This window comes from Bacteroidales bacterium, from assembly GCA_029210725.1.
GTDB lineage: Bacteria > Bacteroidota > Bacteroidia > Bacteroidales.
Window position 1 is genome coordinate 1 of record JARGFM010000044.1, and the last position, 20,229, is coordinate 20,229.

Below are 20,229 nucleotides of genomic sequence, written 5' to 3' on the forward strand. Positions count from 1 at the left end.
GGGCATTCATTGCCTGCTGAACCGTCTTTGTGACAAAGCCCATCCCTGGCACCAAAAGATTTGGGAGCAGGTTAAGCACAGCTCGGTTGTAGGAAGTGATGAAACGGGAGGCAGACTCAACGGTAAGAAGATCTGGGTATGGACCTGGCAGAATAATCGGTTCACCTGGCTGACCGGTACAGATAATCGTGGATACCGAACCATCCAAGAGAGCTTCCCCACGGGATTTGCAGATACCGTTTTGGTGCATGACTGCTGGAGAAGTCACTTTCAAACCGGGGTGCAGACGCATCAGCTTTGTACGGCCCACCTGCTCAGAGAACTGAAGTATCTGGAAGAAAGATACCAGCACCGGTGGCCAGTCCGGTTCACAAAATTTATCCTTGATGGTCTTGAACTGAAAAAACATATGGATCCTGGGGATTACTATCAACCCCTGCAACAAAGAACTGATCTGGAAAAAAGACTGGATCGCCTGCTGGCATCCCGTATCGATCAAAACCATAAGGAACTTGTGTCCTTCCAAAAGAGAATGCTCAAGTACAAGGATTTTATCCTCACATTTCTGTATCATCCAAAGGTACCGCCCGACAACAATGGAAGTGAACAGGCCATACGCAATGTGAAAGTCAAACAAAAGGTGTCCGGACTTTTCTAATCCTGGAAAGGCGTAAACAACTTCCTAATCCTGCGAAGCATCACGGATACGGCTTTGAAAAACAAGCAGCCGGTGTTGAATGCTCTCAATCTTATCGCTAAATTGGCAGGGACTGATTAGTTACCATATTTATAAAAGGTTGGTTAAACAATATTTTCGATGAGCAGACACTCCGTTATTTCTCCACAAACCAGGATGCAGGAAGTTCACCATCGACCGTATAAGGCGTGGTGGCATCAACTTCCCAGGAATACAGGCTGTCGGCCCACAAATAGTACTCTTCATTGATCAGCGTGCCACCTTCATTCCGGATATGGCAATTGGAGGCACAGGAAGCGCCCTCTGCCACATTGGTACGTGCAGTCCTCCTGAGAATATTATGAGGCGTCGTGTAGTTAAAGGTTGGGAAGGCCTCAAAATTTTCATATTCCAGATCTGCTCCGTAACCCACCCAGTTTTCGGGATATGCCAGGGTGCGGCGAACCAGGGCAAATTTGCCGTCTTTAAGCGCAGGAATGGTGTTTAATGCGATCTTAAAGTCCATAAAGGCTTCTATCTCAGCATGACCATCCGCGATATGACAGGCCCCACAGCTGTTGTAGGACTGGGAATGGCAGATCTGGCACTGGAAATCGTCATAGTGCACGGAATGATAGGTATTGGAGCTTGCTTCATCGGGGTGACAACCTTCACAGGTGGGCAGTTCCGAATAGGCATAACGTTGCTCCACGGGATTTCCATCCCCATGTACCTCCATGCCGTCATGACAGCTCAGGCAGGTAAAATCCAGCTCATCGCGATGAAAATCGGGTTCCGCTTCGGAACTTACTCCCAGGAATGCGTGCCCTCCCCTCGAAGTGTGACAGGACACACAGACATTATACCAATCTGGAGTTTTATTAAAATTGTGTCCCTTGGATAAGCCCCCACCCGCGATTTTGGGTCTTACAATATGGCAGTTTCCGCAGGTTCCGTGGCAATGGGAACATTTGGCATCATATCCGGCTATCTGATGGGCAGGAAGCTTGTCAAAATCGGCCGATCCGGTATATTCACTGCTGCTCCGCATGGCCACCTTTCTTTTCTGACCGGTACCATTATGCAAACTGGTTACAAAGCCATCACTCACTGCTTCATGGCAGGTGGCGCATTTCTCCTGATGGATCAGGGAAGGAGCACTGGTCCAGTCGCCCGAGTGTGCTTCATTTTTATCCCCGCTATTCCCATTTCCGTTATGGCAACCCGTACACCCAATGCTGTAGTGTCCGGAGGCTTTAAAATCATCATAGCCCGTACCTCCCAGAAAAACCCGGTCATAGGGCTCATAGTGAGGTGCCTCTCCGCCGTAACCGCCAAGGGGAGCAGCAGTATCCGGCGAATGAACAGCGATAAGTCTTTCATAGTCGGTATGACATCCTTCGCAGGAGTTAGCTTTAATCTCGCCGCTATCTCCTCTTCCCGGAATCTGGTAATTTGTACAACCAATACCGGCGATCAATAACATCAGGAAGATAATGACCAGTCCTGAACCAATTCTTGAGTTTCTCATATCTGTATGTGTTAAACCATGAAACCATTACGCTTTCAAAACACCCATGCCTGTAGTGCTTAGGCAGCGATGTAAAGATTGAATATTTAAGGGATTTGTGAAAGAAAAAACAGCTGAAATAGCTATGAGAATGAACTGATCTAAATGGAGAGTGAAACTGATGCAAATCATCTTATTTCCTGATTCTTTTGTATATTTGTGAACCGAAAAAAACCATATTGATGGAAGACTTAACAAAATTCTCCGCCTGTACCCTGAGTTTTCATGAGTGCAAATGTTTTGAGAAGCTGACCCCCGGACAGAAGGGGTTTTTAGATGCCAACTCTGTTAAAATCAAGTATAAGAAAGGGGAGATCATTTGTAAACAGGGTGGGTTTGTCTCTCATGTCATGTATATGGAATCCGGACTGGCCAAGGTTTTCCTGGAAAATGGCAACAATTCATTAGTATTGCGTATTACTCCGGATAAAAACTTCCTGGGGCTCTCCTCTGTTTCTGAAGAGCACTCCTATTTTCCTTATTCCGCCATGGCATATATTGACTCTGAAATCCGCCAGATAGAGGTCAAGGCTTTTCGTACCCTGATGAAGGAAAATTTCGACTTCATCAGGGAAATTATCGATATTCTGAGTTCAAACAGTCTTCAGATCTATGGACGCTTCTTCTGCTTTACTTACAAGCAGGCCTTTGGCAGGCTCGCAGACATCCTCCTGTGCCTGGCAGACCGGATCTTTAAAAGATGTGATTTTGAACTCCCTCTATCCCGAAAAGAGCTGGCAGAGCTTTCAGGAATGAGTCCGGAAACGGTCATCCGGATGCTGAAAGAGTTCAATGACGAAGGCCTGATTCAGATGAGAGGGAAATCCATCGAGGTGATCGATTATAAAAGAATCAAGCAGATCAGTGAGACCGGGTGATCGTCCAATGCTTGATTCTCCTCGAAACTAATTTAAACGACAGGCATGTATACCGAAAGAGGGTGCCCTTTTGAGACACCCTCTTACTGGTTCAATTATTTCTTGCTCTTAACTAAACAGGTGGAGTCAGAGCTTCAATAGTATTCATTAATACAGCCTCTATGTATGCCGGATTGTGGAATCCGAGACTCTTATCTTCGCGGATTGCATTGTAGTTCACGTGAGCTGCAACCAGGTCGGTTGTAAATACACCGGGCATCATCAGGAACTCATTGGGACCCCCTTCGGGATACATAACCCCGGCGAAAACCAGAATATCATAGAGGTCATCCAGCAAGGTCTGCATATCTGCCTGCAGGGTGACGATTTTATCATCCAGATCCTCCGCAACTCCGGATGAAGAATGGCATGAGGTGCAGGAGGAGGACCAGTGGTAGTTATCACTGCCATGGAATTCATAGGTTATAGCCATGGAGTGTCCCGTCAGGTCGCCAAAACCATCGTTCATATGACAGGTTACACAACCATCTGCAGCATTGGCCGTGATATGATTCTCATTTGTCGGATAGTCGGTAGTACCGGTGAACTCAAAAAGATCGATTCCGGCCACTATATTATACTGTGGCGCATGGTGAACACCAGCACGCTTTAAGCCTGCGTTTATGGTCACCGTTGTGGTTCCGGCGTCAAAGTCAGCCCACAGGGAATCCACTGCCAGATACTGAGCTACAAACTGGTGACAAACAACACACTGATTTCCACTTCCCAGATCAATACCCGCTGAACCCGTAAAAGCCACCGTTACATCCGGGTTGGTAAGAGCCCAGTCTGCTTCGGTATAACTGTCATGGATATTATGACAGGTGTAGCAATTTGGCTGCGTAACATCCGCATAGGGAACATTGCTAGCACCCACTAAAGCATCCAGAAAGCCCTGACTGGTATGACATCCGGCACAATTATACGAGGGTCCGAAAGACCTGTTTGTGTACCCGGAAGTGTGGCCGGTCGAATGGCCTGAATTGGCATACTGCCTGGATTTGGTAACGATGGTCTGGTCATCACTGTGGCAAAGGATACAGGTTGCATTGGCATCCTGACCGTCCTGACCGTCCACACCATCGACCCCATCGGTGCCGTCGGCACCGTCAGATCCTGCAGGACCCTGCGGACCTTCACAACTACTCAGGATAACTGCTCCCATAATAAGGATGGCAAATCCTCCCAGTAGTGACAAAATAGATAGTTTCTTTTTCATAGCTAATTGGTTTTGCACTAAAATACTCTATGTCCCGTGTACTGTTCAAAGTTTCACTATATATATATGTACACAAAAATCGACGATAAGTTCAGTCGTATGATCGACATATATCGATGAATATGTCGATATAGCAATACGGGATAAAAGTATTACATTCGTAATCTACTCTACATAAAATCATTAAGCTCTATGCTGACTCTTGAAAAGAACGTTTCTAAATTCCTAAGCCCCGTAAATAAAGGGTTCGGGGTGTTAAATAACATGGCTGGAAAGCTCCAGATTTTACAACTCTTTGCGATAATTCTGCTCCTTTTCGTATCCTGTGAGAAGGATCCTCTGACGGTTAGGATTGCGGTTACAAGCGACGTGCACGGGATGATTTTTCCCTACGACTTTATCAACCGGGTCCGGTCCGGAAATTCGCTGGCCCATATATATAAATACACCCTTGAACAGGAGTTCAAGGAAGATACTGTCTTCTTCCTGTTCGACAACGGGGATTTCCTGCAAGGCCAACCCACGGTATACTACTACAACTTCGTGGATACCCTCGAGGAACATTTGTCATCGCAGGTGATGAATTTTATGGCTTACGATGCAGCAAGCGTAGGAAATCATGATATTGAAGCCGGGCCGCAGGTATACAACAGGATCCGAAAGACCTTTCGCTTCCCCTGGCTGGCTGCCAATGCGGTCGATACCGCTTCCGGCCAACCCTACTTTGAGCCCTATACCATCCTGAAAGCCGGTCGGAAAAAGATAGCTGTTCTGGGGCTTATTACCCCGGGAATACCGGGATGGCTCCCCAAGAATCTATGGCCCGGTCTGGAGTTCCGGGATATGCTTGAGACAGCCATGGAGTGGGTTCCCCGGATTATTGAACAGGAAGAGCCGGACCTGCTGGTGGGTCTCTTTCATTCAGGAACAGATGCCTCCTATGGCGGGAATCCCGATCCATACCTGAACGAAAATGCGGTTATGCTGGTGGCTCAGCAGGTCCCGGGATTTGATATTATCTTCGCGGGCCATGACCACAGAGTCTCCTGCGAGACCCTGGTCAACAAGGATGGAGATACGGTCCTGGTCATTGATCCGGGCAGCCACGGAAGATTTGCCGGAGAAGCTACGGTCACCTTCGGAGCAGAAGGCCCTTACATTACTGGACGAAACATCCCTATGTCGGAATACCAGCCATCAGAGGAATTTCAGGAACAATTTGATCCCCAGTTTGAAACCATTTCCACATACCTGGAAGACACCATCACCTGGCTGGCAGGTAAGATGGAGGGGCGGGACGCCTTATTCGGACCCTCCTCCATGCTGACTCTCATCCACAGGGTGCAGCTAGATCTGACCGGAGCACAGCTCTCCTTCACTGCTCCTCTCTCCATCACAGCAGTACTGCAGGAGGTACCTCTGCTGGTCTCCGATATGTTTAAACTCTACAGGTTTGAGAACATGCTCTACGTGATGGAACTAACCGGAAAGGAGATCGATGGATTCCTGGAACATGCCGTTGGACCCTGGTTCCATACCATGTCGGCTCCCGGGGATCCACTTTTGAATTTCGATCCGGAGCAGGCAGGGCGCCTGGCCGCCCCCTACTATAACTTCTCTTCAGCAAGCGGAATCAATTATACGGTAGATGTCACCAAAGCTCCGGGCGACCGGGTGAATATCGAATGCCTGTCCGGCGGGCAGCCCTTTAATGAAAAAGATACTTTCAGGGTCGCAATAAATTCCTATCGAGGAAACGGCGGAGGCGGACACCTGACCATTGGTGCCGGAATCCCGAAAAACGAACTGGCAGGCCGGATATCCTGGTCCTCCGAACGGGATATCCGTTTTTATCTGATGGAGCATCTCGGGCGACAGGACACCCTCCGACCGGTAAGCGAGGAAAACTGGTCCGGTATACCAGTTCATTTAACCGCTCCTGCTTCCATATCTGACCGAAAAGTCTTAGATTAGAACGCTATGCCCGTAATTAATAATTATTTTTAGTTTTGCACCCGTGAGTAAAAATCCTGAAACATTTTTTTACTCTCACTGGTTCTATTTATGATAAAGAAATAAAGCATGGATGTTAAAGGAAAAAATTTTGCCCGTTTTCTGGAAAGGAAGCAGGTCCGCAGTGATCAACACGATGCCAGGGCAGAGGCAAAACAACACTCCAAAGGAAAACTAACCGCCTGGGAGCGAATTGATATCCTGTTTGATGAAGATACCTTTGAAGAGATTGATGCTTTTGTGACCGCCGACATTTCTGATACCGGATTTGGAAAGGTCCAGAAGGCATTCGGGGACGGGGTTATTATTGGTCATGGGCTCATACGAGGCAGGCTTACCTTTGCATACGCTCAGGATTTCACGGTTATGGGAGGCTCACTGGGTTCTGTTCATGCGGCCAAGATCATGAAGATTCAGGATATGGCACTGAAGATGGGGGCTCCCATGATCGGACTGATCGATTCGGGAGGTGCCCGGATCCAGGAGGGCGTTGCCAGCCTGGCCGGTTATGCCGGGATTTTTTACAGGAATGTACAATCCTCCGGGGTCATCCCCCAGATATCTGTGATTCTGGGTCCTGCTGCCGGCGGAGCTGTTTACTCCCCTTCGATCACAGACTTCGTGTTTATGACCGACCAGACCAGCTACATGTTTGTAACCGGCCCCAATGTGGTTAAAGAAGTGCTTAATGAGGATGTTTCATTTAATGACCTGGGAGGTGCAGGGGTTCACTCCAAAAAGAGCGGTGTGGCGCATCTGGTTTTCCCGGATGAAGAGAATACTCTGATGGGGGTCCGGCAGTTGCTGGCCTATCTCCCTTCAAACAACATGGAGAACTCGCCTGAGATGGAATTGTCGGTAGATGAAACAGTGGATGTAGAGGAGAAGCTAAGAGATATTGTGCCGGACGATCCCAATAAACCTTATGATGTTAAGGATGTCATTGAACTCCTGGTGGACAAGCGCTCCTTCTATGAGATCGCAGAGAACTATGCCCAGAACGTGGTCATTGGCTTTGGAAGACTGGATGGGAAGGTCATCGGCATTGTAGCCAATCAACCGAAAGTTCTGGCAGGAACGCTGGATATCAACTCTTCCAGCAAAGGGGCCCGCTTTATCAGGTTCTGTGATGCCTTTAATATCCCGCTTCTGATCCTGGAGGATGTTCCCGGATTCTTACCCGGAATTGATCAGGAACATAGTGGGATCATCCGTCACGGGGCCAAAATGCTTTATGCCTTTGCAGACTCCACGGTGCCAAGGATAACTGTAATCCTTAGAAAATCCTATGGAGGGGCCTACTGCGTCATGAACAGCAAGAACCTGGGAGGCGATTTTAATTTTGCCTGGCCAACGGCCGAAATAGCGGTAATGGGTCCCGAAGGTGCCGTAGCCATTCTATACAGAAAGGAGCTGGAATCGTCCGACGATCCGGTGGCAATAAAGAAAGAGCTTGCCGCAAAATACCGCAATGAAATTGCCAATCCCTATGTGGCCGAAGAGCGCGGTTTTATTGACGAAGTAATCGATCCCGCCCAGACCAGGCTTAAATTGATCCGTGCCTTCGAGGCCCTGGAAACCAAACAAGTTGACAACCCTGCCCGAAAGCATGGTAATATTCCTCTTTAAATGTCTTCTATGAAAATAAAAAGATTGCTGATAGCTAACCGGGGCGAGATCACCATACGGATCATAAAGACCGCCAAAAAAATGGGTATCCGGTCCTATGTAATAAAAACTGCCAAAGAACCCAATGCCTGGTACCTGGAGGAAGCCGATGAGATCATTGATTTTTCAGGGAATTATGAGGATGTGATTCCCGAATTCCTGGATATCGAACGAATCCTCAAGAGCGCCAAAAAGCATAAAGTAGACGCCATTCATCCCGGATATGGTTTTCTTGCTGAGAACCCTGTTTTCGCAAGAAGATGTGAAGAAGAAAAGATCATTTTTGTCGGGCCATCCCACGATGCCATATACCGCATGGGACACAAAACCATTGCCAAAGAACTGGCCCGGGAACACGGCGTGCCTTTGCTGGGCGGAAGCCCCGGAGCTGTAAGGGATGCCGAAGAGGCCCGGAAAATTGCAAATGAAATTGGCTATCCGGTGATCCTGAAGGCCGCTGCAGGAGGCGGTGGCCGTGGCATGCGGGTAGTAGAGAGAGAAAAAGATATTGAACGAATGTTCACCCTGGCTACCAATGAAGCAGCCAAGGCTTTTAACAATCCGGACGTATTTCTTGAGAGATTTGTCAGGGAGCCGCGCCACATTGAATTTCAGATTCTGGCAGACCAGCATGGAAACGTGGTACATCTGGGTGAACGTGAGTGCTCCGTACAACGAAAACATCAAAAGTTGCTGGAAGAATCACCCTCTCCTGCTATGGACAGTAAATTAAGAAAAAAGATGGGGGAAGCGGCCATTAATATTGCCAAATCTGTGAACTATTATTCTGCCGGCACCGTCGAATTTCTTCTGGACAGTGATAACAGCTTCTCCTTTATGGAGATGAATACCCGGATCCAGGTGGAGCATCCGGTCACAGAAATGGTTACGGGAATCGATCTGATCGAACAGATGATCCGGATTGCCGAGGGAGAAAAGCTGCCGTTTTCACAAAAAGATATCAAACTGAATGGCTGGGCTATTGAATGGAGAATCAATGCAGAAGATGTTCAGTCGGGATTCTCTCCCAGTCTCGGCACCATCGATAAAATCTCCTGGCCGGAAGATGATCATATCCGGGTAGATACAGGGGTCAGAGACGGATCAGTGATTACTCCCTATTTCGACTCCATGATTGCAAAACTTATCGTTCATGCCGAAAACCGGGAGAAGGCCCTGCAGCTTTCCAGTCTGGCTATTCGCAAGTTCTGGATCAAAGGAACCAAGACTACCCTGGCTTTCTGCAGGGCTGTCCTGCAAAACAGTAATTTCAGAAAAGGGAACTTCAACACTTCCTTTCTTAGCAAAGAGCTAAAAATTCATTACCATAACGAACCCGATGAAGCCCTCCTTGCCGCCTTTTTCGCCACCTACGACTATGCCAGGGAGATCCATGAAAATGAGGAGAAACCACTTCATACGGAAAATGGTAAATCCATGACACCCTGGGTATTAAAAAAACGCTTACGATAAATCTGGATCAGGATATGGCACGTGCAGGAAAGAAGAAACAATCCACCAAACTCATAGCGCTTAGCGCAACCAATAAAGCTTATGAGTTTAAAAAACCCCTGGAAAAACGGATTTGGTACCAGGGAAAGGAGGTAGATATCAAGCTTCATGAAGATCCCAAAGGATTCTCCTACATTGTCTGGAAGAACAAAAAATACATGCTCGATGTAATCGAGAAAAAACAGAATCGCTATACAATTATGGTCAATGGCGTCTGGCACTCCTTCACCGTTGAGACCCCAGTTTCACTGAAACGTAGAAGATACCTGGAACAGCAGGCCGATACTTCCTCCGTGGTCTCCATTGAGGCTCCCATGCCCGGGAAAATAGTCGATATCCTTGTGGAAGAAGGGACTGAAGTGAAAGAAGGTGAACCCATTCTCATCCTGGAAGCCATGAAGATGCAGAATGAAATCAGCAGTCACATCACCGGCATCGTTAAATCTATAGCGGTTAAAAAGAATGAATCGGTTATGAAGGATGATGTTCTGATGGAAATTCAGAAAGGCTAGGTCCTATCGGAAAGGTATCTCATCCAACACCTGGTACTCAGGTCCCCCGGGTCCCGGGATACTGCGAAAAAACACCAGCCTCTCTAAAAACTCCTTACATTGAAACTGCCTGGCCATCAGATAAATAATCCTGTAATACTCCTCCGGATTTTTCACACTTCTCGGTCTTCCCAGCGTCAGATGTGCCCTGAACAACTGCTCTTCAGGTAATATACCACAGCGAGCCAATGCATGGTCGACCTGGACCTTCAAATGCTCCAGAATACCGGTCTGATCAAATCCCAGCCAGAGTACCCGGGGTCGTTTCCGGGGTCCGAAGCTGCCCAGTTCGCCCATACTTATCTCCGTCCGCCCGGGAACAGTCACACCCGCATGCAGTGCTTTCCCAATCTCCTCAACGACTGAAAGATCGGTGTCACCTATAAATCTGAGTGTTATGTGATACCGCTCCGGATCGACCCAACTGATCCTCTCCCCGGACAGGGTTTTCATCAAATCCTCACGACTCTTTAAGAATTCCCCGCTCACATGAAAAGGCAATCCGATAAATGTTCTAAAGTATTTTTCCATAAATTGGTACTACAAAAATATTAAATTGTCAAATACAGAACCCATGAAAAAATTTGTAGTGTTGCTTTCGGGATGCGGAGTATACGACGGAGCTGAAATCCATGAGGCCACCCTGAGTCTGCTGGCCATTGCCAGTCAGGGTTGCAGCTATGAAATTTTTGCTCCGGATATCAATCAGCATCACGTCATCAACCACCTTACAGGAGAAGAGATGGATGAAACCAGAAATGTGCTGGTGGAGTCGGCCCGGATCGCACGGGGCAAGATCAGAAATCTGAATGAGTTCAATCCAGCCTCCTTCGACGGTTTACTGTTGCCGGGAGGTTTCGGCGCCGCCAAAAATCTCTCAACCTGGGCCTTCGAAGGGGCTGATGCCTCTGTCCTGGCGGAGGTGGAGGATGCCATTACTGGAATGGTGGCCCTGAAAAAGCCCGTTGGAGCTCTCTGCATATCTCCGGTCATTCTGGCCAAAGTGCTTGGCAGGATTCATGTGACCATAGGAAAGGATGAGAGTACCATTGACGCACTGGAAACCCTGGGTGCAAAACATGTCAGTACTTCCCACGGTGAGGTGGTCGTGGATCCGGATTACAGGCTGGTAACTACCCCCTGTTATATGCTGGATGCAAACATCGTCCAGATTTATGAGGGAGCCAGTAAGCTGGTAGCTGCGATGATTAAACTGATGGCTTAATATACAAAGCGGTACAGTTTTTGTTTACTTTGTGTTAAGTTGAAAGCTCTGACACTACCTATCGTATTGGCCCTGGTCCTGCTCGGTGCAGCAGTGGATCTGAAGGCCCAGGAAGCCCTGAAGAAAAATTCAGTGGTGACACGCGCTGTGCTAGAAGGCTCCGATACACTTCCAATCGTTGAGTTGCCGGAAGTATGGGTGTATGAAACAAGAGACTTTGAATACCTCTACCTGAAACGGAGATACAGGCGGATGATCCACAATGTTAAAAAGGCTTATCCCTATGCCCGGATCGCCGGTGTAAAACTGAAAGAGCTGGACGATCACCTCTTAACCATTCAAAGCGAAAAAGAGCAGAAGGCCTATATCACCCTGGCCGAAAAAGAGATCATGGATCAGTTTGAAAAGGATGTCAAACGCCTGACGGTCACTCAGGGGATCATCCTGGTGAAACTGATAGACCGTGAAACGGGACGCACTTCTTACCAGGTGATCAAGGAACTGAAGGGTGGATTCACCGCTTTCTTCTGGCAGGGCATCGCCCGGGTCTTTGGAAATAATCTGAAATCCGAATATGATCCCCTGAATCAGGACAGAATCATGGAAGACATTGTCCTTGGTATTGAAGCCGGATTTATTTAAAGGCCTTCCCACGAGTTAAGAATTCCACTGTTTCCTGCTGCCCTGCTCAAGATCAGATCAATCCCGTATTTCCTTGAACATTCCATTGCCGCAATTGTCTTTATATGCTGTAAGTATAATAGAAATACATGACCGATCCCCGAAACAGACAGTATACCAATGGCGAAATTACAGTATTCTGGGTTCCCTCAAAATGCATCCACGCCACGACCTGCTTCAGGGAGCTGATTGAAGTATTCAATCCTGGCAGAAGGCCCTGGGTAAATATGGAGGGAGCGCCAACCCGTAAAATTATCGAAGTGGTGAATAAATGTCCCACTCAGTCCCTTGCCTGGAAGTATAACAAGGACCTAACAGAAGAAGAAAAAAAGGCACAGAAAGAAGTGGGTCAGAATTTGGAAGAAACCCCCAAGACCCTGTCCGGGAAAAACGCTCCCACAAGCATTCGCATCATGAAAGACGGACCCATCGTCGCAGAAGGCAGTTTTAAAATAATTGACGCGAAGAACCAGGAGCTAAAGCCTTCCACCATGACCTCATTCTGCCGCTGCGGAGCATCCCGGAACATGCCCTACTGCGATGGGTCACACCGAAAAATTGACTTTAATGACCAATCCGCTGAAAAAGGAGAATGAACATACCATCTTCCAGATTATTGCCGGAGGTCCGCTAAAGGTAAGCGGCACTTTTAAGATTCAGGGTCCTGACGGAAAACTCATCGAGGAAAAAAGTCCGCTCTACCTGTGCCGTTGCGGACACTCTTCAAATAAGCCCTTTTGCAGCGGCGAGCACAAACGGATCGGTTTCTCTGAATGATCCATCTGCTAATTCTATTACCTTTGCGGTATGTCGGCCATTCAAGTATACAGCGAAACAGAAGTGCTTGAAGGGGTACTGCTGCACCCTCCGGGTCCGGAAGTAGAGAATATGACCCCGAAAAATGCGGAGCGTGCCCTTTACAGTGATATTCTCAATCTTTCTGTAGCCAGAAGAGAGTATAACCAGCTGGAGTGCCTCCTTCAGCAACTGGTTCCCACTTTCAGGATCAAAGATCTGCTGAAGGATATTCTTCGGTCAAGTGAGATCAGGGAAAAAATCGTTAAAAAAGCCTGTTATAAGGAGGGGCAGCCTAAATTGATAGACAAGCTCCTGGACCTGAATGAAGCGGTTCTGGCCAAGCAACTGATCCAGGGGGTTCCTCTTGAACGCCATACCCTGACAGATTACCTGAGCAACGAACATTATTCTCTCAGACCCCTGCATAATTTCTTCTTTACCAGGGATGCCTCCGTAGCCCTGGGAAATCAGGTGTTGATTTCCAGAATGGCAAACCGGGTAAGAGAGCGGGAAGCTATGATTATGCAGGCCATTTTTGACTATCATCCCAGGTTTCGGGTGCAAACCATTCAGGCCGATGAGGGCTCGGCAAACCTGGGAAACATCTCGATAGAAGGGGGTGACCTGCTGGTTGCCGCAGAAAATATTACCCTGGTTGGCCTGGGTACCAGAACTACTTCGCAGGGAATCGATTTTCTGGTACAAATGGCATTGGACAGAAAAGAGAAGCATCACATTCTTGTCCAGGAACTGCCCTCCTCTCCCGAATCGTTTATCCATCTTGATATGACCTTTACACTCCTGGACTACGATTCGTGCATGGTCTACGAGCCCCTGATTCTTGAATCCAATAAATACCAGACCATTCAGATAGATATCGACAACGGGAAGGTGATATCCATCCGGAATGTGGAAAACCTGGTGAAAGCTCTGAAAAAACTAGGGATGGACCTGAAACCCTCCTATTGCGGCGGACAGAAAGATACCGTAACCCAGGAGAGAGAACAGTGGCACAGCGGAGCGAATTTCTTTGCCATTGGTCCGGGTAAAATCATTGGCTACAACAGGAATGTACATACGCTTGAAAACCTGAATCAGTCGGGCTATGAGATCATCGGGGCAAAGGATGTGCTTAATGGTAAAACGGATCTCTCCACAAGAAAAAAATACGTATTGACCATTGATGGAGCTGAACTCTCACGTGGCGGAGGTGGTGTGCGGTGCATGACGATGCCCTTCAAAAGAAAAAGATAGAAGTTGTTACTACTGGACTGCTAATCTTGAAATAAGATGAAAAAAACAATCTGGATTCTGATACTGATCCTGATCCTGGCAGCTGCGTCCACAGAAATAATTGCCCAGCAGAACTTTGCCAGCATATCATTCGGGGCTACCCTCCCCCGGGGCAACTATGGGGAAACAGGAGATCTGACCAGCAATGGCTATGCCAGATCCGGAGGGGCCATTAAGTTTGACGCCGGGTATTTTCCTGTTTCTTATTTCGGAATCGGAGGTTCTTTTTCTTTCGGTTCCAACTATGCTTTACGGGACTCCCTGGTGAAAGATATCGTGTCCTATATTGAAGCCGGTTTACCCGGTGGAATCGATATTCCCAAGGATGCTGAGGTACTCTATGGTTCAGGTTTCTGGAACTATATCAACCTCTTTATCGGCCCCCATTTCTCTATCAGGGCTTCTCAAAAAATCTACTTCGATTTCAGGGCTTTGGGAGGACTAAGCATTATCAGGCCTCCCGATCAGGAGTTAAGAATCACTTTTGACGGGGAAAGCATTTATTCCCGCATGAGCTATGACAATGTTTCATTCGGCTGGACTGCGGGCGGAGGCCTCAGGTATAAATTCAATTCAATCCTGGCTATTAAGCTGGGGGTGGATTTTGTACAGGCAAAAGCAAAAAACACCTATACCTTTGAGCTTTTCCAGAGTGTTGCGGCTGAGCTTCCTTCGGTCGATGCAACATTCTATATCAAGACTCTGGAGATAAGCGCCGGTCTGGCTTACTCTTTTTAGTATCCTGTACACTGAAAAATCGTTGCCGGCCACATTAAGCTGTGATGGCCTCAGAGCTTTTAATTCAATACATCTGGAAAAATAAATTGTGTGGCGGGAGATTACTGCGCACCACCTGTGGCCAGGAACTGGAGATTTTAGATCCCGGCGAACAGAATTTTCATTCCGGGCCCGATTTCTTCAACGCCCGGATAAGGCTGGGAAAAATAATCTGGGCGGGCAATGTGGAGGTCCACCTCTATGCCTCCCAATGGAAGATCCATGGGCATCACCTGGATCCGGCATACGATAATGTGATTCTTCATGTCATTCATTATTTCGATCTGGAAATTAAAAACAGCAAGGGTCGATCCATCCCTGCCCTGATTCTTGATGCTCCCTTTATACAGGACGTTCAGCCGGAAGATCTGCAAGAAAGAAAAAACTGGCTTTTATGCCAGAGCTACAGGAGTGATATTGCTTTAAGGGTCCAAAAAAACTGGATCCATCGCCTCTACAGGGAGAGGCTGGATCAGAAAGTGTACCAAATGACGCAGATACTTAACCGATACCCGGGTGACAGAGAAAAAGCCCTCTTCATAGCCATGGCTTCCGGTTTTGGATTACAAATCAACAGCCTTCCCTTCGAAATGATGGCTTCCGGGATCCCTTCACCACTCCTGTTGAAAATAAAAAACTGCCTGCCCGATGTGGAAGCGCTCTTTTTTGGTCAATCGGGCCTGCTCCATAGTCCCGTGAAACCAGGTTCTTATGCTGCATCCTTGTGGAAAAGATATGCACAACTAAAAAAAGCTGCAGGCACTGATCCGCTCCCTCCGCATCTTTGGAAATTCCTGCGAATTCGTCCTGCCTCCTTTCCAACCCTCAGGCTCGCACAACTTGCCTCACTCATTCATTTGCATTATCCTCTATATGAGAATTTCAGGAATAAGGAATCTGTTTCGGGGATAGAACAAATGCTTCAGTTCAGGACCAACTCATACTGGAATAATCATTATATCTTTGACAAACCGTCCCCGCATTCGATAAAAAAATTGGGGGAACATTCCGTAAAAAATCTAATCATCAATGTAATTATACCATTTACAGAAGCCTTACACAGAAAAGAACCTCAGAAATACTCTGGAATAAATCCCTTGACTATCCTTTGTCATATGACCCCGGAAAGTAATCACATAATCAAAAAATGGACTAATTTTGGAATCTGTCCAGGCAACGCAATGGAAGGCCAGGCGCTGATCCAGCTATATAATGGATATTGCAAACAAAAGCGCTGTCTTGAATGTGAAATAGGGAAACTGAAACCAAGTTGGTGTCCATGAAGAATAAAAGTCTGAAACACGCCTATTATACTCTGGGACTGTTGCTCTCTGTCCTGGTCATTGGCTCCGTGGGCTACTCCCTTCTTGGCTTCACCACCTCAGAGGCTATTTATCAGACCATTATTACCATGGCCACCGTAGGTTTTGAAGAGGTCCATCCTCTGAATAACCACGGCATGTGGTTCACCTCATTTCTGGTTATCGTCTCCATAGGAATCTTTGCCTACGCGGTAACCACTTTTACCAGATATATTGTTGAAGGTGTATTCAGGAACTCATATAAAGATACTCAGGTGAAAAGGAAAATCAGCCGACTAAGCGACCATGTGATCATCTGCGGTTATGGTCGAAACGGAAAGCAGGCAGCCATAGAACTGCTGGAACACAAGGTGCCCATTGTAGTGGTAGAACAGGATGATGACATCGTCCAAACCTTGAGAGAAACTCCGGGAATGCTTTATGTGGAAGGAGATGCAGCCGATGAGGAAGTGCTTAAATCTGCATGTATCTACACGGCAAGGGCCCTGATTACCACCCTGCCGGTAGATGCAGATAATCTATTCGTGGTTCTGAGCGCCAAGGAACTGAACCCGGCCGTAAAGATTATTGCACGTGCCTCCCTGGAAAATTCCGATGTGAAACTCAAGAGAGCAGGTGCCACAAACGTTATTATGCCCGATAAGATTGGCGGACAAAGAATGGCTAAATTAGTGGCACAACCCGATATCGTTGAGTTTATAGATATTTTACTGCTGCAAAGTGCCAAAAATGTCGTTCTTGAAGAAATCTCCTGCAAAAACATTGCATCCTGTTTTGCAGGGAAATCCATTATTGAACTGGATATCCGGAACACATCCGGAGCAAATATCATCGGAATGAAAAGGAAAGATGAATCCTACCTGATCAATCCCCTGCCCGAAACCACACTCACTTCCAGCGACCAGTTGTTTGCCCTGGGAACCAAAGAGCAAATAAGCCATCTGAGAAAGACGATTTCAACAGAGCATACTGAATAGAAATATTACAGATCTGCAATTGATTCAATTGATTGATTTTCTGCATGGTGAATCAGCTAAAAATCTTCTTTCCTGAAGTTGTAAATTCAAAATAAATAAATACCTTTGCATCTCGAAAATCGAAACAGATATATTAAGTAGAAAAAAGAAGAATGTACCTAACAACGGAGAAAAAGAAGGAAATCTTCAAGACCTATGGCAAATCCGAAGCTGATACAGGTTCAGCTGAAGGCCAGATTGCAATTTTTACTACCAGGATCAATCACCTGACCCAGCACTTGCTGACCAACAAAAAGGACTACAGCACACAAAGGGCCTTGCTCAAACTCGTTGGTAAGAGGAGGAAATTGCTCGATTATCTCAAGGAAAAGGATATTGTGAGATATCGTGCTATTATCAAAGCCCTGAAAATCAGAAAATAATAATATTAGAACGAAAAAAGGCAATTCCAGGATTGCCTTTTTTTGTATTCATTGCATTTAATCAGATATTATGTCGAAACCGAAAGCAATTCAAGAGACTATCGACCTAGGTGATGGTCGGTCAATCAGTATAGAAACCGGCGTGCTGGCGAAGCAGGCCGACGGAGCCGTCATGGTTCGCATGGGCGATACCATGATGCTGGCCACCGTGGTCAGTGCCAAAGAAGCCAGGGAAGATGTGGATTTTATGCCACTCTCCGTCGATTATAAAGAGAAATATGCTGCCCTGGGAAAATTTCCCGGCGGATTCCTCAGACGAGAAGCAAGGCCTTCCGACTATGAAATCCTCATATGTAGGCTGGTGGACAGAGCACTCCGCCCTCTTTTCCCGGACGATTATCATGCCGAGACCTTTGTCAATGTGACCCTGATGTCAGCTGAGGCGGACACGCCTCCCGATGCCCTGGCCGGACTGGCGGCTTCTGCCGCACTGGCAGTATCGGACATTCCTTTCCATGGCCCCATTGCCGAAGTCAGGGTGGCCCGGGTAAATGGCCAGATGGTCGTAAACCCCACTTTTACACAGCTGGAAGATGCAGATATCGAGATTATCGTTGGCGCTACCTATGATAACATCCTGATGGTAGAGGGAGAAATGAAGGAGGTCAGTGAGGCCGAGATGCTTGAGGCCATCAAATTTGCACACGATGCCATCAAACCCATGTGTAAAGCTCAGCTTTCCCTGTCTGAGAAGACCGGGAAAGTGGAAAAAAGAGAATACTGTCACGAAGTCAACGACGAAGAACTAAGCAAACGGGTCTGGAAAGAGACTTATGAATCAGCACTGAAGATTGCCAGGTCGTCCAATGCCGACAAGCACGCCCGCAGTGAGGCCTTTGAAAAGGTCAAAGAGGAGTTCCTGGCAAAGCTTTTTGAAGAGGCAGGAGAAGAGGGCGAAGTGAATGAAATGCTGGTAAGTAAATACTACCACGATGTGGAGAAAGAAGCAGTTCGCCGGGTGATCCTGGATGATGCCGTCCGACTGGATGGAAGAAAGCCGGACGAGATCCGCCCCATCTGGAGTGAAGTGGACTACCTGCCTTCAGCCCATGGTTCAGCAGTATTCACCAGGGGAGAGACCCAGTCCATCACCACCGTTACCCTGGGAACCAAGATGGATGCCAAGTTGATAGATGATGTAATGAAGAAAGGCAATGACAAATTCCTGCTTCACTATAATTTCCCGGCCTTCTCCACCGGCGATGCACGCCCTAACAGGGGAACAAGCCGCAGGGAAGTCGGACACGGAAACCTGGCACACCGGGCGCTGAAAGGAATACTTCCTACGGCGGATGAAATGCCTTACACACTCCGGATTGTTTCCGATATTCTTGAATCGAACGGATCCTCATCCATGGCCACTGTCTGTGCCGGCACCCTGGCCCTGATGGATGCAGGAGTGCAGATTAAGAAACCAGTGTCCGGGATTGCCATGGGACTGATCACCGATAAAGATTCAGATAAATTTGCGGTTCTTTCCGATATACTTGGCGACGAGGACCACCTGGGCGACATGGACTTCAAAGTAACCGGTACACGCGACGGGATCACCGCCACACAAATGGATATCAAGGTGGAAGGCCTTTCATATGAGATCCTCTTCCAGGCGCTGGAACAGGCCAGAAATGGCAGATTGCATATACTTGACGAGATAGCCAAGACCATGCCTGCTCCAAATCCGGATTACAAACCACACACTCCGAGAATTGAGCGGATCGAGATTCCAAAGGATATGATCGGCGCTGTAATCGGACCAGGCGGCAAGGTGATTCAGGAGATCCAGGCAGAAACCAACAGTACGATTACCATCGAAGAGATCGGCAATGTGGGTCTGATTGATGTATTTGCTGTTGATAAGGCATCGATTGACGCAGCCATGAACTGGATCAAAGGAATCGTTGCTGTACCGGAGCCGGGAGAGATATATAAAGGGAAAGTGAAAACCATCACCCCATATGGGGCCTTTGTGGAAATCATGCCCGGGAAAGACGGACTGCTTCATATCTCCGAAATTGAGCACAGAAGGCTTGAAAAAGTAGAAGAGGTACTCAAAGAAGGTGATGTTATTGAAGTGAAACTTCTGGCAGTGGATGAAAAAAATGGAAAATTGAAACTTTCCAGGAAAGCACTTCTCCCAAAGCCGGAAAGTAAGAATTGAGCATAGCTCTCTTTTAATTAACCACAGATGAGGCTGTCTTAAAAGGGGCAGCCTCTTCTGTTTTTCTAAGGAATTCTTATGGCTATAGTTTATAATAGCGTTTTATTTTGTATCTTTAAAATAAAAAGAGATGGATAAAACCGAGATCAAAACTGCACTATTATCCTTATCAGTTGAAGAACGGGCATCCTTGTTGGCAGAGATAGAAAATGAGCCCAGCTTGCATTCCCCGGTCTTAGATAAGCGTCGGAACCATTTAAATAACAAGATAGGGTGTTGCCCTCACTGTGATAGCAAGAAGTACCGCAAACACGGAATAGATAAAGGTAGCCAGCGTTACTTTTGCAACAATTGCAAGCGTACGTTTACAGAGTATACCGGGACCTGGCT

At 47.3% G+C, this 20,229-nt stretch carries 20 protein-coding genes; 17 read left to right on the plus strand and 3 right to left on the minus strand.

The window, feature by feature from the left end; translation table 11 throughout:
• Positions 1 to 658 (plus strand): transposase (locus P1P86_15635; protein ID MDF1576617.1); only part of this gene is annotated, 658 nt, incomplete at its 5' end.
• A gap of 175 nt (positions 659 to 833) precedes the next feature.
• On the opposite strand, the gene P1P86_15640 is transcribed toward P1P86_15635, so the two are convergent.
• Positions 834 to 2,207, minus strand: a complete 1,374-nt coding sequence (locus P1P86_15640) for a hypothetical protein (protein ID MDF1576618.1) — start codon at positions 2,205 to 2,207, stop codon at positions 834 to 836.
• 221 nt (positions 2,208 to 2,428) lie between these two features.
• On the opposite strand from P1P86_15640, the gene P1P86_15645 reads away from it, so the two are divergent.
• Positions 2,429 to 3,124, plus strand: a complete 696-nt coding sequence (locus P1P86_15645; protein ID MDF1576619.1) for a Crp/Fnr family transcriptional regulator — start codon at positions 2,429 to 2,431, stop codon at positions 3,122 to 3,124.
• Positions 3,125 to 3,236: 112 nt separating this feature from the next.
• Here the strand turns inward: P1P86_15645 and P1P86_15650 are convergent, their stop codons facing one another.
• The gene (locus P1P86_15650; GenBank protein ID MDF1576620.1) at positions 3,237 to 4,382 is read right to left on the minus strand and encodes a hypothetical protein; all 1,146 of its coding nucleotides are present in this window, start codon (positions 4,380 to 4,382) and stop codon (positions 3,237 to 3,239) included.
• A 264-nt stretch (positions 4,383 to 4,646) separates the two neighbouring features.
• Between P1P86_15650 and P1P86_15655 the strand changes: the two genes are divergently transcribed.
• The 4 genes from P1P86_15655 (at position 4,647) to P1P86_15670 (ending at position 10,087) form a co-directional block, all read left to right on the plus strand.
• Positions 4,647 to 6,356, plus strand: a complete 1,710-nt coding sequence (locus tag P1P86_15655; GenBank protein ID MDF1576621.1) for a 5'-nucleotidase C-terminal domain-containing protein — start codon at positions 4,647 to 4,649, stop codon at positions 6,354 to 6,356.
• Positions 6,357 to 6,464: 108 nt separating this feature from the next.
• Positions 6,465 to 8,024 carry an acyl-CoA carboxylase subunit beta gene (locus P1P86_15660; GenBank protein MDF1576622.1) on the plus strand — a complete coding sequence of 520 codons (1,560 nt, stop codon included), beginning with the start codon at positions 6,465 to 6,467 and terminating at the stop codon, positions 8,022 to 8,024.
• 9 nt (positions 8,025 to 8,033) lie between these two features.
• A complete protein-coding gene (locus tag P1P86_15665) occupies positions 8,034 to 9,536 on the plus strand; it encodes a biotin carboxylase N-terminal domain-containing protein (GenBank protein MDF1576623.1) in 1,503 nt (500 codons plus the stop codon).
• A 14-nt stretch (positions 9,537 to 9,550) separates the two neighbouring features.
• The gene (locus P1P86_15670) at positions 9,551 to 10,087 is read left to right on the plus strand and encodes a biotin/lipoyl-binding protein (protein MDF1576624.1); all 537 of its coding nucleotides are present in this window, start codon (positions 9,551 to 9,553) and stop codon (positions 10,085 to 10,087) included.
• A 3-nt stretch (positions 10,088 to 10,090) separates the two neighbouring features.
• Here P1P86_15670 and thpR read toward each other — a convergent pair whose 3' ends face one another.
• Positions 10,091 to 10,657, minus strand: coding sequence for an RNA 2',3'-cyclic phosphodiesterase (thpR, locus tag P1P86_15675; GenBank protein ID MDF1576625.1), 567 nt, complete (start codon positions 10,655 to 10,657; stop codon positions 10,091 to 10,093).
• 43 nt (positions 10,658 to 10,700) lie between these two features.
• Here thpR and elbB point away from each other — a divergent pair, with 43 nt between their 5' ends.
• The 11 genes from elbB to P1P86_15730 all read left to right on the plus strand — a co-directional run.
• Positions 10,701 to 11,351, plus strand: a complete 651-nt coding sequence (gene elbB / locus P1P86_15680; GenBank protein MDF1576626.1) for an isoprenoid biosynthesis glyoxalase ElbB — start codon at positions 10,701 to 10,703, stop codon at positions 11,349 to 11,351.
• Positions 11,352 to 11,390: 39 nt separating this feature from the next.
• Complete coding sequence (locus P1P86_15685; GenBank protein ID MDF1576627.1) at positions 11,391 to 11,993, plus strand: DUF4294 domain-containing protein; 603 nt, start codon at positions 11,391 to 11,393, stop codon at positions 11,991 to 11,993.
• 128 nt (positions 11,994 to 12,121) lie between these two features.
• Positions 12,122 to 12,628, plus strand: a complete 507-nt coding sequence (locus P1P86_15690; protein ID MDF1576628.1) for a (4Fe-4S)-binding protein — start codon at positions 12,122 to 12,124, stop codon at positions 12,626 to 12,628.
• Positions 12,600 to 12,809 carry a CDGSH iron-sulfur domain-containing protein gene (locus tag P1P86_15695; protein MDF1576629.1) on the plus strand — a complete coding sequence of 70 codons (210 nt, stop codon included), beginning with the start codon at positions 12,600 to 12,602 and terminating at the stop codon, positions 12,807 to 12,809. Before P1P86_15690 ends, P1P86_15695 begins: the two co-directional genes overlap by 29 nt.
• 30 nt (positions 12,810 to 12,839) lie before the next feature.
• A complete protein-coding gene (locus tag P1P86_15700; protein ID MDF1576630.1) occupies positions 12,840 to 14,084 on the plus strand; it encodes an arginine deiminase family protein in 1,245 nt (414 codons plus the stop codon).
• A 36-nt stretch (positions 14,085 to 14,120) separates the two neighbouring features.
• On the plus strand, positions 14,121 to 14,861 hold the full coding sequence (locus tag P1P86_15705) for a hypothetical protein (GenBank protein ID MDF1576631.1): 741 nt from the start codon (positions 14,121 to 14,123) through the stop codon (positions 14,859 to 14,861).
• Positions 14,862 to 14,905: 44 nt separating this feature from the next.
• Entirely contained in the window at positions 14,906 to 16,183 is a 1,278-nt protein-coding gene (locus tag P1P86_15710) for a DUF2851 family protein (protein ID MDF1576632.1), read from the plus strand.
• Complete coding sequence (locus P1P86_15715; GenBank protein ID MDF1576633.1) at positions 16,180 to 17,199, plus strand: potassium channel protein; 1,020 nt, start codon at positions 16,180 to 16,182, stop codon at positions 17,197 to 17,199. Before P1P86_15710 ends, P1P86_15715 begins: the two co-directional genes overlap by 4 nt.
• A 152-nt stretch (positions 17,200 to 17,351) precedes the next feature.
• Positions 17,352 to 17,621, plus strand: a complete 270-nt coding sequence (rpsO, locus tag P1P86_15720) for a 30S ribosomal protein S15 (GenBank protein MDF1576634.1) — start codon at positions 17,352 to 17,354, stop codon at positions 17,619 to 17,621.
• Between the two features lie 70 nt (positions 17,622 to 17,691).
• The gene (pnp, locus tag P1P86_15725) at positions 17,692 to 19,839 is read left to right on the plus strand and encodes a polyribonucleotide nucleotidyltransferase (GenBank protein ID MDF1576635.1); all 2,148 of its coding nucleotides are present in this window, start codon (positions 17,692 to 17,694) and stop codon (positions 19,837 to 19,839) included.
• A 130-nt stretch (positions 19,840 to 19,969) separates the two neighbouring features.
• The coding region (locus P1P86_15730) for an IS1595 family transposase (GenBank protein MDF1576636.1) at positions 19,970 to 20,229 on the plus strand (260 nt) is incomplete at its 3' end.

Excerpts from the sequence above, each read along its gene's own strand:
- P1P86_15715 (MDF1576633.1), top strand. The coding sequence starts at position 16,180 with ATGAAGAATAAAAGTCTGAAACACGCCTATTATACTCTGGGACTGTTG.
- P1P86_15700 (MDF1576630.1), top strand. The coding sequence starts at position 12,840 with ATGTCGGCCATTCAAGTATACAGCGAAACAGAAGTGCTTGAAGGGGTA.
- P1P86_15655 (MDF1576621.1), top strand. The coding sequence starts at position 4,647 with ATGGCTGGAAAGCTCCAGATTTTACAACTCTTTGCGATAATTCTGCTC.
- elbB (MDF1576626.1), top strand. The coding sequence starts at position 10,701 with ATGAAAAAATTTGTAGTGTTGCTTTCGGGATGCGGAGTATACGACGGA.
- P1P86_15670 (MDF1576624.1), top strand. The coding sequence starts at position 9,551 with ATGGCACGTGCAGGAAAGAAGAAACAATCCACCAAACTCATAGCGCTT.
- P1P86_15665 (MDF1576623.1), top strand. The coding sequence starts at position 8,034 with ATGAAAATAAAAAGATTGCTGATAGCTAACCGGGGCGAGATCACCATA.
- P1P86_15650 (MDF1576620.1), bottom strand. The coding sequence starts at position 4,382 with ATGAAAAAGAAACTATCTATTTTGTCACTACTGGGAGGATTTGCCATC.
- P1P86_15690 (MDF1576628.1), top strand. The coding sequence starts at position 12,122 with ATGACCGATCCCCGAAACAGACAGTATACCAATGGCGAAATTACAGTA.
- P1P86_15660 (MDF1576622.1), top strand. The coding sequence starts at position 6,465 with ATGGATGTTAAAGGAAAAAATTTTGCCCGTTTTCTGGAAAGGAAGCAG.
- P1P86_15695 (MDF1576629.1), top strand. The coding sequence starts at position 12,600 with ATGACCAATCCGCTGAAAAAGGAGAATGAACATACCATCTTCCAGATT.
- rpsO (MDF1576634.1), top strand. The coding sequence starts at position 17,352 with ATGTACCTAACAACGGAGAAAAAGAAGGAAATCTTCAAGACCTATGGC.
- thpR (MDF1576625.1), bottom strand. The coding sequence starts at position 10,657 with ATGGAAAAATACTTTAGAACATTTATCGGATTGCCTTTTCATGTGAGC.
- P1P86_15645 (MDF1576619.1), top strand. The coding sequence starts at position 2,429 with ATGGAAGACTTAACAAAATTCTCCGCCTGTACCCTGAGTTTTCATGAG.
- pnp (MDF1576635.1), top strand. The coding sequence starts at position 17,692 with ATGTCGAAACCGAAAGCAATTCAAGAGACTATCGACCTAGGTGATGGT.
- P1P86_15705 (MDF1576631.1), top strand. The coding sequence starts at position 14,121 with ATGAAAAAAACAATCTGGATTCTGATACTGATCCTGATCCTGGCAGCT.
- P1P86_15640 (MDF1576618.1), bottom strand. The coding sequence starts at position 2,207 with ATGAGAAACTCAAGAATTGGTTCAGGACTGGTCATTATCTTCCTGATG.
- P1P86_15710 (MDF1576632.1), top strand. The coding sequence starts at position 14,906 with ATGGCCTCAGAGCTTTTAATTCAATACATCTGGAAAAATAAATTGTGT.